The organism is uncultured Roseicyclus sp., assembly GCF_937892565.1.
Classification (GTDB): domain Bacteria; phylum Pseudomonadota; class Alphaproteobacteria; order Rhodobacterales; family Rhodobacteraceae; genus Roseicyclus.
In genome coordinates, this window is sequence record NZ_CALAHQ010000073.1 from 32,090 (window position 1) to 47,790 (window position 15,701).

The 15,701-nt window shown below is 65.4% G+C and carries 12 protein-coding genes; 8 read left to right on the forward strand and 4 right to left on the reverse strand.

Annotated elements, in window-relative coordinates:
* Window positions 1–59: 59 nt before the first annotated feature.
* The 3 genes from Q0094_RS10355 (at window position 60) to Q0094_RS10365 (ending at window position 4,460) form a co-directional block, all read left to right on the forward strand.
* The gene (locus tag Q0094_RS10355) at window positions 60–2,594 is read left to right on the forward strand and encodes a putative PEP-binding protein (RefSeq protein ID WP_297618864.1); all 2,535 of its coding nucleotides are present in this window, start codon (window positions 60–62) and stop codon (window positions 2,592–2,594) included.
* Window positions 2,595–2,776: 182 nt separating this feature from the next.
* Window positions 2,777–3,448, forward strand: a complete 672-nt coding sequence (locus tag Q0094_RS10360; protein WP_297618867.1) for a cell wall hydrolase — start codon at window positions 2,777–2,779, stop codon at window positions 3,446–3,448.
* A gap of 73 nt (window positions 3,449–3,521) precedes the next feature.
* Window positions 3,522–4,460: a dihydroneopterin aldolase gene (locus tag Q0094_RS10365; RefSeq protein ID WP_297618870.1), complete on the forward strand. Its 939-nt coding sequence runs from the start codon at window positions 3,522–3,524 to the stop codon at window positions 4,458–4,460.
* Here the strand turns inward: Q0094_RS10365 and Q0094_RS10370 are convergent.
* Window positions 4,417–4,902 carry a GNAT family N-acetyltransferase gene (locus tag Q0094_RS10370; RefSeq protein ID WP_297618874.1) on the reverse strand — a complete coding sequence of 162 codons (486 nt, stop codon included), beginning with the start codon at window positions 4,900–4,902 and terminating at the stop codon, window positions 4,417–4,419. The genes Q0094_RS10365 and Q0094_RS10370 overlap by 44 nt on opposite strands.
* A 110-nt stretch (window positions 4,903–5,012) precedes the next feature.
* Between Q0094_RS10370 and folP the strand changes: the two genes are divergently transcribed.
* The 3 genes from folP (at window position 5,013) to Q0094_RS10385 (ending at window position 7,648) form a co-directional block, all read left to right on the forward strand.
* A complete protein-coding gene (folP, locus tag Q0094_RS10375) occupies window positions 5,013–6,053 on the forward strand; it encodes a dihydropteroate synthase (RefSeq protein WP_297618877.1) in 1,041 nt (346 codons plus the stop codon).
* Window positions 6,050–7,393 carry a phosphoglucosamine mutase gene (glmM, locus tag Q0094_RS10380; RefSeq protein WP_297618881.1) on the forward strand — a complete coding sequence of 448 codons (1,344 nt, stop codon included), beginning with the start codon at window positions 6,050–6,052 and terminating at the stop codon, window positions 7,391–7,393. Before folP ends, glmM begins: the two co-directional genes overlap by 4 nt.
* 141 nt (window positions 7,394–7,534) lie before the next feature.
* Window positions 7,535–7,648 carry a hypothetical protein gene (locus tag Q0094_RS10385; protein WP_297619093.1) on the forward strand — a complete coding sequence of 38 codons (114 nt, stop codon included), beginning with the start codon at window positions 7,535–7,537 and terminating at the stop codon, window positions 7,646–7,648.
* 115 nt (window positions 7,649–7,763) lie between these two features.
* Here Q0094_RS10385 and guaD read toward each other — a convergent pair whose 3' ends face one another.
* Entirely contained in the window at window positions 7,764–9,047 is a 1,284-nt protein-coding gene (guaD, locus tag Q0094_RS10390) for a guanine deaminase (protein ID WP_297618884.1), read from the reverse strand.
* A gap of 113 nt (window positions 9,048–9,160) precedes the next feature.
* Between guaD and mgtE the strand changes: the two genes are divergently transcribed.
* Window positions 9,161–10,561: a magnesium transporter gene (gene mgtE / locus Q0094_RS10395; protein ID WP_297618886.1), complete on the forward strand. Its 1,401-nt coding sequence runs from the start codon at window positions 9,161–9,163 to the stop codon at window positions 10,559–10,561.
* Window positions 10,562–10,573: 12 nt separating this feature from the next.
* Here mgtE and Q0094_RS10400 read toward each other — a convergent pair whose 3' ends face one another.
* Together Q0094_RS10400 and Q0094_RS10405 are read right to left on the reverse strand one after the other, a co-directional pair.
* Complete coding sequence (locus Q0094_RS10400; protein WP_297618888.1) at window positions 10,574–13,510, reverse strand: hypothetical protein; 2,937 nt, start codon at window positions 13,508–13,510, stop codon at window positions 10,574–10,576.
* A gap of 151 nt (window positions 13,511–13,661) precedes the next feature.
* Entirely contained in the window at window positions 13,662–14,954 is a 1,293-nt protein-coding gene (locus tag Q0094_RS10405; RefSeq protein ID WP_297618890.1) for an O-acetylhomoserine aminocarboxypropyltransferase/cysteine synthase family protein, read from the reverse strand.
* A gap of 315 nt (window positions 14,955–15,269) precedes the next feature.
* Between Q0094_RS10405 and Q0094_RS10410 the strand changes: the two genes are divergently transcribed.
* Window positions 15,270–15,647: an NADH:ubiquinone oxidoreductase subunit NDUFA12 gene (locus Q0094_RS10410; protein WP_297618893.1), complete on the forward strand. Its 378-nt coding sequence runs from the start codon at window positions 15,270–15,272 to the stop codon at window positions 15,645–15,647.
* The last annotated feature ends 54 nt before the right edge of the window (window positions 15,648–15,701 follow it).

Genomic DNA, 15,701 nt, shown 5'->3' on the forward strand with positions numbered 1-15,701 from the left:
TTTTCTGGACACTTCGCTTTGCGGTTGTATCTAATGCTGCAGGTGCAAACGAGGCATCCATGCTGACCACGCCCGACTTTACCGAAATCACCGCGACCGCCAAGCTGCGCACATCGACCCATGGCAATCGTGCCAAATGCCTGCAGCGTCTGGTGCGGCTGGAGCTGCCGGTGCCGCGCACCGTGGCGCTGAGCTTTGACACCGTGCGCGCCATCGCCGCCGGACGCTTGCCCGACATGCAATCGCTGATCGGTGTCTTTGGCCCCGGCGCGCTGTTGTCGGTGCGCTCGTCCTCGCAGATGTCGGATTGGGGCGGGCCGGGCACGATCCTGAACATCGGCATGACCGATGCCAAGGCTGCCGAACTGGCCATGACCCATGGCCGCGATGCCGCCGATGCGCTTTATGTCAGCTTCATCCGCTCTTATGCGGTCGATGTGCTGCGGCTGGATGCCGATGGCTATGAGGGTCCGATGACGCCCCGGCTGGCCAAGGCCGAATTCGAGACCGAAACCGAAGATCCCTTTCCCCAGAACACCGCCGAACAGCTGGCCGAAGTGCTGAAATCCATGGCGCGCGCATGGGAAGGCACGACCGCGCGGCTCTTGCGTCAAGCGCAGGGCGCGCCGGTCGATGCGGGGCTGGGGCTGGTCGTGCAGGAAATGGCGCTGGGCATCGGTCAGGGGGTGTCGGGTTCGGGCGTGGTGCAATTTGCCGCCCCCGACACCGGCGCGCCACAGGTCACGGGCCGCTGGCTGCCGCAGGCCCAGGGGCGCGCCGCCTTGTCCGAAAGCGATGCCCATTACATCCTCAACGATCCGCGCGGACGGTCCTTGCAAGAGGTGGCCCCTGATACGGTCAGTGCGCTTTGTGCGGCGGGGCGGTTGATGCGCGACCGCCTGCGCGAGGAAATGCAGATCGAATTCACCCTGATGAACGGCCAGCTGTCGATTCTCGATGCGGTGCGCTGCCCCCGGTCGGGGCGGGCCGAGGTCGCGATTGCCGTCGCGCTGGCCGAAGACGGGATCATCACCCGCGACGAAGCGCTGATGCGCATTCCGCCCTTTACGCTCAACCAGCTTTTGCACCGTCAGGTCGGCCCCGGCGTTGCGCGTGATGTGCTGACGCGCGGCATCGCCGCAGCCCCCGGTGCCGCCACCGGCAAGATCGTCTTTTCCGCCGCCACCGCCCAAGCCATGGCCGCGCAGGGCGAAGCGTGCATCCTTGTGCGCCGTGAAACCAGCCCCGAAGATATCCGTGGCATGCATGCGGCCCAGGCCATCCTGACCGAACGGGGCGGCATGACCTCGCATGCTGCCGTCATCGCCCGGGGGCTTGGGTTGCCCTGTGTGACGGGGGCGATCCGTCTGCAGCTGGATGGGCGCAAGAAAACCCTGACCGTTCCCGGGCGCCGCATCTTTCACGAAGGCGATGTGATCACGCTTGACGGGTCCACGGGCGATATTCTTGTGGGCCCCGTGCCGCTGGTCGAGCCCGCTTTGGGCGGGGCCTTTGCCAGCTTGATGGATTGGGCCGACGCCGCGCGCGATATCGGCATCCGCGCCAATGCCGACACGCCCGAAGACGCCGCCATGGCGCAGCGCTTCGGTGTCGATGGGATCGGGCTCTGCCGCACCGAACACATGTTCTTTGACCCTGCGCGCCTGACGGTGATGCGCGAGATGATATTCGCTGAAAACCCCGCCGATCGTGCCGCCGCGCTCGACCGGCTCTTGCCGATGCAGCGCGCCGATTTCATCGAATTGTTCCAGATCATGCAGGGCCAGCCGGTGACGATTCGGCTGTTCGATCCGCCGTTGCACGAATTCCTGCCCGGTGACCGCGACGGTATCCGCGCGCTGGCCGAGGCGCTGGATCTGCCCGTCAGCCGGGTGCAATCGCGCATCGAAAGCCTGCAGGAATTCAACCCCATGCTGGGTCTGCGGGGGGTGCGCCTGGGTGTGACCGTGCCCGAGATCTACGAGATGCAGGCGCGCGCCATCTTCGAAGCCACGATCAAGGCCTCGGGCAAGGGTGCGCCCGTGGTGCCCGAGATCATGATCCCGCTGGTATCGGCCCGCCGCGAGGTCGAACTGGTCAAGGCCCGCATCGACGTGATCGCCGCCGAGGTCAAATCGCGCAGCGGTCAGGAATTCACCTATCGGCTGGGCGTCATGGTGGAAACGCCGCGCGCCGCGCTTCGCGCGGGCGAGATCGCCGAGCATTCGGCCTTCTTGTCGTTCGGAACCAACGATCTGACGCAGATGACCTATGGTCTGTCGCGCGATGATGCGGGGCGCTTCATGTCCGCCTATGTGCAGCTGGGCGTGTTTCCCGAAGACCCGTTCCAGCAGCTTGATATCGACGGGGTGGGCGAATTGATGCTGTTGGGCGCCGAACGCGGGCGCCGGGCGCGGCCCGAATTGATGCTCTCGATCTGCGGCGAACATGCGGGCCACCCCGCCACCATCGCCTTTAGTCGACGCGCCGGCTTTGATTATGTGTCCTGCTCACCGTTCCGGGTTCCGGTCGCGAAATTGGCGGCTGCGCAATTGTCCATTCAAGACAAGATTTTGCCATACGACGCTCACTGATCGGTTGAAGATCTCGGCTGATGTGCCGCCGCTGCCCCCCAAGTCTAGGGGCACGGGTCCAAATATCCACAAAACCCGGTGCCGATTTGGCGCTTGTCCGCTTCATGGTTAACAAACGGAATCATGTAGTGAAACCGTGAAGCTGCCGAAGCGGGGTCAAGCCCCCTGAAAGGGTTTTGGACATGAGGACAAGACGTCTGGTCGTATTGCTTAGCGTGGGTCTTGTGTGTGTTGCTGCTCCACTTGCCGCCGATGTCGCGGTGAGCACCTCCAACCCCTCGGTCAGCGCCGATATCGGGCTACGGCTGGGCGCATTGATGGGGGTCGAAACCGCTGTGATGTCTGCGCTGTCGGATGATCACCTGCGCCGACTAGGCGCCCCTTTTGCCGGTCGGCCCGGGGCGGATGATGCGCATATCCTGTCGGCCAGCGAACTGGATGCGCTTCCCCCCTTGCGTGGCAATGGCCAATGGCGCTGCATGACCGAGGCACTCTATTTCGAAGCCCGCGGTGAGACCATCGTAGGTCAGTATGCCGTGGCCGAGGTGATCTTGAACCGTGTGGAAAGCGCCAGCTATCCTGCGAGCATTTGTGGTGTCGTGCATCAAGGCACCGGGCGTCGCTACGCCTGCCAGTTCACCTATACCTGCGATGGGGTTCCCGAACTGATCTCGGATCAGCAGGCGTGGCACCGTGCGGGCCAGATCGCGCACATCATGATGGAGGATGCCCCGCGCAGCCTGACGGCGGGCGCCACCCATTACCACGCCGCTCGGGTCAACCCGCGCTGGGCGCGGGTCTATCCACGCACATCGCAGATTGGCGCGCATATTTTCTACCGTCAGCAATACTGAAGCGTCGCAGACAGCGCGCCGCCTGCCGCCTGCGGGCATGGTTTGGCGGCGCGCGCCATGCTAGTCCGCCGCCATGAGCCACGAGATATCCCTTGCCTTCGGGCATCCAGCTGAACGGGCCAAGGCGCTGGCGGGCGATCCGCCGCGCGATCGCATCTTGATGACCGATCACCGCCGCGAGGTCGAAATCGGTGCCTTTCAGGCCGAGCGCGGCGTCACCCAGACGGTCCAGTTCGATGTGGTGGTCGAGGTGGCCACCCGTGCGGAGCAGGCCGTCGATGATGTCGACCGCATCTTGAGCTATGACACCATCGTCGAGGCGATCGACGCGGCGCTGGCGGCCGAGCGGGTGAATTTGCTGGAAACGCTGGCAGCGCGGATCGCGGAGCGTATCCTGACCCATCCGCTTGCGGCGCGCTGCATCGTGCGCATCGGCAAGCTGGACCGCGGCCCCTATGTCTTGGGGGTTGAAATCCTCAGGAACGCGCCCGAGGGGCGGCGGTTGCGGTTGTTGCCATCCGATGCGCCCCATCCGCGGATCGTTTACCTGTCCGCCGCCGCCATTGCGCGCCCCGATCTGTCGGATTTGCTGGACAGGTTGGAAACGGGTGGGGTGCCCTTGATCTTGTGCGTCGGCCGCCCCGAAACCACCGCGCCGCGCGCCATTCACGCCATGCCGCAGCGCCGGATCGATCTTTTGGCGATCGAGCAATCGGCCTGGGTTCTGGCATCTTGTGATGCGCGGTGTGTGGTGGTCGACAGCCGGACCGAGCTTGACTGGGCCATGCGGCAGGGGCGGATCAGCGTTTGGGCGCCCTCCAAGCTGGTGCTTGATGCCCATGACGGGCCGGCGGCATCGGTGACCGAACCTTTGGCCCTGGCATTGTGGCTTGCGCAGGCGTTCGAGGCGCTGGAGGTGCTGGTGTTCGGTGCCACCGCCGATCTGGCGCCGCCGCGCGGCGTGCGTGTCACACGCTTGGGACCGCTCGATCCTGCCCCGCCCTTGGTGTAAGCGTCAGCCGCATCCGCCGTTGTCCGCCCACTGGTGGATCGCCAACAAAGCCCACCTTTTCCAGCACGCGGATAGAGGCGGCATTGTCCAGGCTGACCATCGCGAAAAACTGGTCTTCGCGATAAAGGCTTGCGGCCTGATCCAGCGCGGCCTGAACGAATTCGCTGGCCAGCCCTTGCCCCGCAACCTCGGGCAGGAAATGAAAGCTCAATTCCAAGCCCTCACCGCCGAACCCGATCCGAAATCCCGCTACGCCCACCGGGTAATCGGCGTGAAACATCACCCAAGGTGAAACCCGATAACGGTCCCAATCCTGCAGGTCGGCAGCCAAGCGCGATGCGCCCTCAACCGTGCCGAAAACCCGCGCATAGAGATCAAGATCACTCAGGTGCGGCGCCCTGCCGTTGAGTCGGAAACTGCGGAAAAGGGTCTGGCTGTCCATACACGCATGAGGGGCAAAAAGTGACATTGCGTCAATACTTGCTGGCGTATGGGCGCAAATTCGATGCTGAACCCTTGCCAAGGGCTGGGCTTGGGCGCTAGGCGCCAGCCATGACCGATACGTATCTGCGCCCGATCCCCTTGACCGACCCTGCGTATCGCGGTGGCAAAGCCTTGCAGCTTGCGGGGGGCTGGGTGCGCTTTACCCATCTGGAACGCCTGCGCCGTGGCGCAGCGCCCGACATCGTTGCCGCCCATGATCTGCCCGCCGCCGCCCTTGCCCCTTTTCTGGCGCCCCGCCCGGCGGTGGCGGGGCTGACGCTGGACCGGCCGCGTCTGATGGGGATTTTGAACGTCACGCCTGACAGTTTTTCGGACGGCGGGGTGGATGACAGCGTGGCGGCCGCCATCGCGCGCGGCCAGATGATGCTGGGTGAGGGTGCCGATCTGATCGATATCGGCGGCGAATCGACCCGTCCGGGTGCGCGACCCCTGCCCGTGGCCGAGGAAATCGCCCGTGTGGCCCCGGTGATCGCGGGGCTGCGGGCCGCCGGTGTCGGCGCGCCCATCAGCCTTGATACCCGCAAGGCGGCGGTGGCCGAAGCAGGGCTGAGGGCGGGGGCCGGTCTGCTCAATGATGTCTCCGGCCTGCGCCATGATCCGGCCTTGGCCCGGATCGCGGCGCATGCGGGTGCGCCCCTGATCGTGATGCATTCCATCGGCACGCCCGAAACCATGCAAGCCATGGCGCCCGGGGCCTATGGCGATGTGGTGCTGGATGTTTATGATGCCCTGGCGGCCATCGTGGCCGAGGCCGAGGCGGCGGGCGTGGCGCGCGCGCGCATCATGATCGACCCCGGGATCGGCTTTGGCAAGACGCTGGACCAGAACCTTGCGTTGCTGGACCGACTGAGCCTGTTTCACGGGCTGGGCTGCGGGATCTTGCTGGGCGTGTCGCGCAAGGGAATGATCGGCACCCTCTCGGGCGAGACGGTGGCCGCCCGGCGCGGTCCCGGATCGGCGGCGATCGGCCTATGGGCGGTGCTTCAGGGCATACAGATGCTGCGCGTTCATGATACAGCCACACACAAACAGGCCATCGCGCTGTGGCAGGCGCTGGCCCTGGGCAGGCAGGAAGAGCAAAGCACATGACACGAAAGCTGTTCGGCACCGACGGGGTGCGGGGGCGCGCCAATACCTATCCGATGACGGCCGACATGGCGTTGCGATTGGGTGCGGCGGCGGGGCGCTATTTTCGCCGTGACGGCAGCCGCGCGCATCGGGTCGTGATTGGCAAGGACACGCGGTTGTCGGGCTACATGATCGAGAACGCGCTGACGGCGGGGTTCACCTCGACTGGCATGAATGTCTTGCTGTTGGGTCCGGTGCCCACACCCGCCGTGGGGCTTTTGACCACGTCGATGCGGGCTGATGTGGGGGTGATGATCTCGGCCAGCCACAACCCGGCCGAAGACAATGGCATCAAGTTCTTCGGCCCCGATGGCTTCAAGTTGTCCGACGAGGCCGAGGCCGAGATCGAGGCGCTTGTGTCGGGTGATATCTTGCCCGCGCAGGCCGCCAACATCGGCCGGGCAAGGCGCATCGATGACGGGCGGTTTCGCTATGTCGAGCGGGTGAAAAGCAGCTTTCCGCAGGGATTGACGCTCGATGGGCTGAAGGTTGTGATCGATTGCGCCCATGGGGCCGCCTATCGCGCCGCCCCTGAGGTGCTGTGGGAATTGGGTGCCGATGTCGTGGCGATCGGCGTGGCACCCGACGGCACCAATATCAATGCCGGGGTCGGGTCGACCGCGCCCGAAGCGGCGGTGGCGCGTTTGCGGGAAACGGGGGCCGATATTGCGATCTGTCTGGATGGCGATGCCGACCGGGTGATCTTGATCGACGAGACGGGCGGCGTGGCCGATGGCGATCAGATCATGGCACTGTTTGCAGCGCGCTGGGCCGAGGAGGGGCGCCTGAAGGGGGGCAAGCTTGCCGCCACGGTGATGTCGAACCTGGGGCTTGAGCGGTTTCTGGACGCACGCGGGATCGGTCTTCACCGCACGCCGGTGGGCGATCGGTATGTGGTCGAGGCGATGCGCGCTCATGGTCTCAATCTGGGGGGGGAACAATCGGGCCATATCGTGATGACCGATTACGCCACCACGGGCGACGGGTTGATCGCAGGCTTGCAGTTTCTGGCAGAAATGGTGCGCACGGGCCGACCGGCCAGCACCTTGGCGCGGCATTTTGTGACCGTCCCGCAGCTTTTGCGCAATGTGCGCTATGCTGCGGGTCAAACCCCGCTGGAACACCCCGCCGTTCGGGCGGCGATTGCGGCGGGTGAGGCCAAGCTTGCAGGTCAGGGGCGGCTGCTGATCCGCAAATCGGGCACCGAACCGCTGATGCGCGTCATGGCCGAGGCCGAGGATGAGCTGCTGATGCGCGCGGTGGTCGATGAGATCGTCGGCGCGATCGAGGCGGCGGTGTAGGGCGCGCTCCGCGCGCGGTGCGATTTTTCGTACGAAAAATCGGGGCCCCTGTCCGCGTCGCCTGTGGCGGCGCCGACCGGCTTTCCTATCAAGCACACAAGGGCTGGCTGGCGCGTGATGTGACGGGCGCGCCCGCCACTGATCCGCAAATCGGGCACCATGCTCTTGATCCGTGTCATGGCTGAGGCCGAGGATGAGCCGCTGATGCGCGCGGTGGTCGATGAGATCGTCGGCGCGATCGAGGCGGCGGTGTAGGGCGCGCTCCGCGCGCGGTGCGATTTTTCGTACGAAAAATCGGGGCCCCTGTCCCCGTCGCCTGTGGCGGCGGCGCCCGGCTTCTCTATCAAGCACACAAGGGCTGGCTTGCGCGTCATGTGACAGGCGCGCCCGCCACATAGACCTGACGCGTGGCGCGGTCATCACCCATCATGAGGGTGGGAAAGACCGCCTGCCAGATGTCGTTTGCACGCGCGCTGGCCTGTGCGATGGCGGGTGTGGAGGCAAGATCGAGGACGAGCAGATCAGCTTCGAAACCGGGTGCGAGGCGCCCGATCTTGTCGCTCAGGCCCAAGGCCTCGGCCGAGGCGCCGGTGGCCAGCCAGATCAGTTCGGCCGGATGCAGCGCCTGCCCGCGCAGTTGGGCGATCTCATAGGCGGCGGCCATGGTTCTGAGCATTGAAAAGGACGATCCGCCGCCGGTGTCGGTGGCCAGGCCCACCCGCACCCGCGCCCGCAGACCCATGTCGAAAAGCCCAGATCCGATGAAGGCGTTGGAGGTGGGGCAATGGACCAAGGCCGCCCCCACCTCGGCCAGGCGGTCGATCTCGCGGGGTTCCAGATGGATGGCGTGGCCATAAAGCGCGTTCGGCCCCAAAAGCCCATGGGCCTCGTAGGTGTCAAGATAGTCCCGCGCCGTGGGATAGAGCGATCGGACCCAGGCGATTTCATCGGTCTGTTCGCTCAGATGCGTCTGCATCAGGCAGTCGGGGTATTGCGCCCAGAGCGCGCCCAATGCGTGCAGCTGATCGGGGGTGGAGGTGGGCGAAAAGCGCGGGGTGATGATATAGGACAGCCTGTCGACCCCATGCCAGCGCGTGATGAGCGCCTTGCTGTCGTCATAAGCCGATTGGGCGCTGTCGCGCAGATAGGCGGGCGCTGTGTCGCGATCCATGCAGGTCTTGCCCGCCAGCACCCGCAGACCGCGTGCCTGTGCTTGGGTGAAAAAGGCGGTGACGCTTTCGGGGTGGATCGTGCCGAAGCTGGCCACGGTTGTGGTGCCATGGCTCAAAAGCAGGTCGAAATACCGCGCTGCAATCGCTGTGGCATAGGCAGGATCGGCAAAGCGGGCTTCCTCGGGGAAGGTGTAGGTGTTGAGCCAGTCGATCAGCCGTTTGCCCCATGAGGCGATGATGGCGGTCTGGGGGTAATGGGCATGGGCATCGATGAAACCGGGCAAAATCAGCCCCGCCCCGTGATCGGTGACCGGGATTTGGGGATACCGGGCGCGCAGATCATCGGCACGGCCCAGAGCGGCAATCTTGCCGTCCCGGATCAAGATTGCGCCCTGACGTTCGTGATGGGCCACATCGGGGCCTTGGCGAAACGGGTCACCGCCAAAGGCCAGCGTCTGGCCAAGGATCAGCCGGTCGGTCATGGCGGGCCCCTTTCTGTCCGTTTTGCGCTGTGCGCGTGATAGCCGGCTGCGGGGGGCTATGTTAGGGGCAATTCATCGATACGCAGTGCAAAGTTCAGGACAAGGTGGCCCGGATGACAGGTGACGAAAGCGATCTCGCAACCCGCGATGTCGGATCTCATCGTGATGTCTATGCCTTGACCGGGGGGGTAGGCGCGCGGCTGAAGGCGTTGGTCTTGGCGGGTGATGTCACGGCCATCGATGCCCTGATGGCGCCGCTGCACCCGGCCGACATCGCCGATCTTCTGGAACAGGTTTCCGAGGCAGAGCGCGCGGCGTGGCTCGCGCTTTGGTCGCGGGGGATCGATGGCGATGTGTTGTCGGAACTGGATTGGGGCTTGCGTGAAGAGGTCATCGCGCTGCTGCCCGATGATGTGCTGGCCGATGCGGTGCGCGATCTCGACAGCGACGATGTGGTCGATCTGGTCGAGGATATGGCCGACGCACAGATCGAGGCGATCCTCGAGGTGCTGGCACCCTCGGACCGGGTGGCAGTCGAACAGGCGCTGTCGTTCCCCGAGGAGTCCGCGGGTCGGCTGATGCAGCGCGAGGTGGTCCATGCGCCCGAGCATTGGACCGTGGGCGAGATGATCGATTATCTGCGCGCGGGCAAGGCCAGCCTGCCTGCGCAATTCTATCATGTGATCCTGACCGATCCCCGGCACAAGCCCGTGGGCTATGTGACGCTGGGGCGGCTGTTGTCATCGGCCCGCCTCACGGCCCTGTCAGACATCACCGAGGACAGTTTCCGCACCATCCCGGCGACCCAGCACGAGGATGACGTTGCCTATATCTTCAACCATTATCATCTGATCTCGGCCCCGGTGGTCGATGAGGACGAGCGGTTGGTTGGCGTGATCACGATCGATGACGCGATGATCGTGCTCGATCAGGCGGCTGAAGAGAATTTGTTGAAATTGGCGGGTGTGGGCGAGGATTCCAGCCTGTCGGACCGGGTGCTGGAAACGACCAGACAACGCTTTCCGTGGCTCTTGGTCAATCTGGGGACCGCGATCATCGCCTCGCTGGTCATCGCCCAGTTCGAAGCGGCCATCACCCAGATCGTGGCCTTGGCGGTGCTGATGCCGATCGTGGCGTCGATGGGGGGCAATGCGGGCACGCAATCGCTGACGGTGGCGGTGCGTGCGCTGGCCACTCACGATCTGACGCGCTCGAACGTGATGCGCGTGGTGTGGCGCGAGGGGGCGGTGGGCCTGATCAACGGCTTGGTCTTTGCCGTCGTGATGGGGGGTGTTGGCGTGCTCTGGTTCGGCAGCCCGGCGTTGGGCGCGGTGATCGCGGCGGCGATGGTGATCAACCTTTTGGTGGCGGGTTTGGCCGGTATCTTGATCCCGGTGCTTCTGGATCGGCTCAAGATCGATCCGGCGCTGGCCTCGGGCGCTTTTGTCACGACCGTCACCGATGTGGTGGGGTTTTTCGCTTTTCTGGGCTTGGCAGCGACGTTCTTGCTGTAGCGGGCGAGGGGGTCAGCCCGGGATTTCCAGCGTCACATTGCGCCCGTTGACCACATATTGAAGCGAGCTTTCGCCGATCGCTACGACACGCCCGCCATCCAGCCGATCCCCCACGCTGACGCTGACGAAGCGGCCTGAGGGTAGCCGCACCAGCGCGCTGCGGTTGGAGGACGTTCCCGTAACGCCGATCAGATTGATATCGCGCAGGCGAATCTCGTTGCGCGCCGTTGCCGCGCGCGACACATCGGTGTTTGACGGGATGCTGGGCGGCGGGGCGATTTCGGTCGCGGCAACGGCGATGATCTCTTCGGATGCGCGCGCGGATTGCGCGGCGATGTCCGCGATATCGGCAGGTCTGAGGCTTGGCACGCGTGAGGCGGCAACAGCGCGCGGGGTTCCCAGGATGGCGGCGGCTTGTGCCGGGGCCGTGCTGTCGGTGCCCGCGACAAACAACGAGGCACCGGCCACGGCCGCGCTTTGTGCCGCGTCTTGTGCCGATGCCGGGCGTGGGGTCGGGCGTCGACCTGACAATTCCGACACGGTCAGCCCCCCCAGAAGCTGACGCTCGCGCGATTCCACGAGATCATCGGGGCGCGGGCGGGGCGAGACGGTGGGGCGGGGTGTATCTTGCGCAACCACGGCGGGGGCGGCTTCGATCTCGGGCACGATGCCGGCCGGGCGGGGCAGCGCCAGCACGGCCGGTCGGCCTGAAACGACAAAAGCCCCCTCGGGGGTCAGCACGCCCTCTGGGGTGGCTGCGATCAGGCCCAGGGCGTCACGTTCGAGTTGGGCACCAAATCGGGGCGGTGGCGGCACCGCGCGCAGGATCTCGGCGATGTTGATCTGGGGGTCGGCCAGCGCCACGGCATCAAGGGCTGTCACCGTCGGATCGATCGAGGCGATGTAGATGTCGTCGGTCAGGGTGAAGGGGCTGAAGCTGGGTGGGTCGGGCGGACGCGGCCAGATGCTGTCTTCGGCGTAAATGCGTTCCGTTTCCGCCAGCGAGGGCAGCGCGTCTTGCGGCAGCGGCGGCAATGGCGGCAGGTCCAGTTCGGCGTCGATATCGGGCAATGCCGCGCGTGTCGCCGGGGGTGCGGGCGGCAGGCTTGGCACCGGCTGTTGGGCAATGTCGGGGGCAGGCAGTGCCGCCAGAGCGGCGGGTGCTTCCGGTTCGACAGCCACCGGGAGGGTTTCGGGCTCTGGAGGGGTGGGCGCTGTCGCGACATCCTGGCTGACCGCGCCGCTGCCACTGTCGAACACACGCGCCACCGGGCTGTCGGGCAGGAAAAACACCGACCAGACCGCGATCAGGATCAACAGCACCAGCAACACAAGCGTCAGCAACAGCCCCGCGCGCATCGAAGGGGCCGCACCAGTGTCGGATTTGCGCGCCAATAGCCCGGCGTTGATGACGGCATCGGCGGTGCTGCGCTGCGTCGGGGCTTTGGCGACCTTGCCGGCTGCGGCGGCTGTGGGTTTGCCACCCGGCACTGGCAGGCCTGTTTTTGCAATCATCGCCTTCGCATCATCGCCCTGCGCCATGATCGCGGGGGGGGGCGCTGGCGGTTTGGGTGCGGGGATGTTGATCTTGGGGCGCACCCTGCTGGCGTCGCGCAGCCGCGCAAGTTGGGCCGTCAACTTGCTGGTGCGCGGTGCCGCCTCTGGCGGTGAGGGGGGCGAGGGTGCATCGGGCGGTGTCTGGGGGGCCGCATCGCCCATCGAGAATGTGCCAAATCCCAGCCGCCCCAAGCGGCCCGACAAGAACGCCCCGGGTTCGCCATCTTGCTTGGGCGCACGGCTCCGACGCCCGCTGAAGCTGAGCGAGGGGGGGCCTTCCGATCTGGACGAGGGGGGGGTGGACGCGCGCCCGGCATTGGATGATTTCGCCGTCCCGTCGCGCGACGCGGGGCGGGCGGGGTCGGTGCCGCCGCGCACCCCGACGGTGGCGGGCTGCGCATCCGCGATCCGGTCGGGCTGGACCCCATCGGATGATCCTGCAGAACCGGCGTCAGGGCGGACCGGGGTGATGGTCTGATCGAGCGTCAGATCAAGGATCGCAGCCAGGCCCATCTGCATTTCCGGCTCGGCCTCGGTCAGCGTGGCGGCCGCTGTGTCGGGGGGCGGCGCTGTCTGCGTGTCGGGCGGGGCGGATGCCGCTGACCCAGGGTTTTCGCCGGGGCTGGGGTTGGGCCTGTCGGCTGGGGCGTCGGCGGTGGTTGGTTGCGCGATCAGATCGAGCGGCGCGCCGGCTTTGTCGTCGCCCGGGATGTCTTGTGGCGCGGGGTCGGTCGGCACAGCCGATGCGATTTCGGCTGTGGCCTTAACGGTGGCTGGGGCTGGGGCTGGGTCGGGTGCTTCGGCCACAGCCAAACTTGCGGCCATGTCCGGGTCGACCCATGTATCCGGCCCAAACGCCAACCCCGTCGCACCATCGCCAAGACCCGGCGGCCTTGGCCCAAAGGCGGGCATTCCGGGAAAACGCTCCAGCGGCGGCATCGCGATGAAGCCCGCGCTTTCAAACCCGAATGCCGCCACAAAGCCCGAGGCTTCGTTCAGGGTGTCTTGTGCGATGACCGCCACCTTGACCCGGTCGGCTTCGATCGGGCGCCAGTCATGGACCAGATCGGCCACCGCGTAAGGTGTCAGCCCCTCCAGCCCTTCGACGATCCGCGCCTCGACCAGGAGGGTGTCCTGGATCGGCGCCATGAACGAGGTGTAGAGGATCTGGTCATCCGGCAAGACCAGCACAACCGGTTGCGTCGTGCCGCCCCGCTTTGCGATCACGTCCTTCAGCGCGGCCATGTCTGCGGCCAGATCGGGGCCGTCGGGGGCCGCTTCGCCCACAAGCGCCCAATGGCCTTCGGTCTGGCGATGGGCCAGTGCAATGCCTTGCGGCGACAAGAACAGCGCGAAATCGACCGTCACATCCGACCCCAGTCGTCGTTTCAAGTTGCGGCCGGGCCCATCCTGATCCCGGCTCTTGATGCTCTACAACACAAAAGCCTCGGGGAAAACACTTCCCCGAGGCCTCAGTCGCCTTTCGAACCTCTTAGGACAACGCCTGAATGCCGAAAGATGACATCGGCATGCATCCGCCGACCTATGCCACGGCGCGCGCCAGTGCCTGATTCAGATCGGCGATCAGGTCATCTGCATCCTCGATGCCGATCGACACCCGCACGACATCCGGGGCGGCACCGGCGGCTTTTTGCTGTTCGGGGGTCAATTGGCGATGCGTGGTCGAAGCCGAATGAATGATCAAGCTGCGCGTATCGCCCAGATTGGCGACATGGCTGAAGATCTCGAGCGAATCGACCAGCCGCACGCAGGCCTCGTATCCGCCCTTGACCGCAAAGGTGAACAGGGCGCCTGCGCCTTTGGGGCAAACGGTTTTTGCGCGGTCGAAGTAGGGCGACGACGGCAGCCCCGCATAGGTCACATAGGCGATGCGCGGATCGGCCTCGAGCCACTGGGCGATCTTGACCGCATTCTCCACGTGCCGCTCCATCCGCAAGGACAGCGTTTCGATCCCCATCAGCGTGTAATGGGCGGCCTGCGGGTTCATGGTCATGCCCAGATCCCGCAGACCGATGGCGATGCCGTGAAAGGTATAGGCCAAGGGGCCAAAGGTCTCGTGAAAGCGCAGGCCGTGATAGGCGGGTTCGGGCGCCGAAAGCGATGGGAACTTGTCGCTGGCCGACCAGTCGAAGCGCCCCGAATCGACCACACACCCCCCTGTGACCGTGCCGTTGCCGGTCAGGTATTTGGTGGTCGAATGCACCACCAGCGTCGCGCCATGTTCGATGGGGCGGCACAGATAGGGTGTGGCGGTCGTGTTGTCGACGATCAGCGGCACGCCCGCCGCGTCAGCCAGATCGGCCACCGCGCGCACATCGGTGATGTAGCCACCCGGATTGGCGATCGCCTCGCAGAACACGGCGCGGGTGTTGTCGTCGATGGCAGCGGCCACCGCATCGAGATCATCGAAATCGACAAATTTGGCCGACCAGCCGAACCGCTTGATCGTCTGGGAAAACTGCGTGACGGTGCCGCCGTAAAGCCGGGTCGAGGCCACCACATTGCGCCCCGGTGCCATCAGCGGGAACAGCGCCATGATCTGTGCGGCATGCCCCGACGAACAGCATACGGCGCCCACGCCCCCCTCCAGCGTTGCGATGCGTTCCTGAAGCACCGCCACCGTTGGGTTGGTCAGGCGCGAATAGATATATCCGACCTCCTGCAGATTGAACAAGGCGGCGGCATGTTCGGCATCGCGAAACACATAGGCCGTGGTCTGATAGATCGGCGTCTGCCGCGCCCCCGTGGCGGGGTCGGGGCGGGCGCCGGCGTGGATCTGCAGCGTGTCGAAACCATAGCTTGGGCCGTCGGTCATGGGTCTTTCCCCCTAATGGTGGCTGTGTCTGCAACAAGGATTAGGCCAAGGCCTCGTGTGCGGCAATCGCTCGGGCGTCAGAAAAGACCGCGCAGTCTTGCGAATTCGGCCACGCCTGACGATTGTCCGTGCCAGATGCGCTTTGGCGGAACATCAGCGTCTGCGCCTTTGGGCGATTGCACATGCGCGCGGGTGGGCTGCATGCATGCTGTGCCGATTGCGTCGCACGCAGACGCGACCGCATGGCACTGGACGCACCCCACCACATCGGGCACAAGACGGGCTGTCGGATTGCAACCCCGAAAGGGCCTGTTGATGCTCAGCTTTCTCAAGCGCCTTGTGACATGGTGGAATGGCCAGACCATCGGGACCCAGCTTTTCACCGCGCGCCATGGCGTGCGGGTGGGACAAGATCAGCAGGGCAACATCTTTTACCGCTCCAAGGACGGCGCACGCCGCTGGGTCATCTACAATGGCGAGGTCGAGGCAAGCCGGGTAGATGCCGATTGGCATGGCTGGTTGCATCACACCTTTGACAGCGCGCCCAGCGAACAGCCTGTCGCGCACAAGGTCTGGGAAAAACCGCATCTGCCCAATCTGACGGGCACATCCGCCGCGCATCTGCCCGCGGGTTCCATTCGCCGTGCGGCACCCGCAGACCGCCGCGATTATGAGGCATGGTCGCCCAAGTAAGCGGCCTTGATCGGCGGGAAATCGGCCCAAGGGCGGCAAGCCCCCTTGGATCGC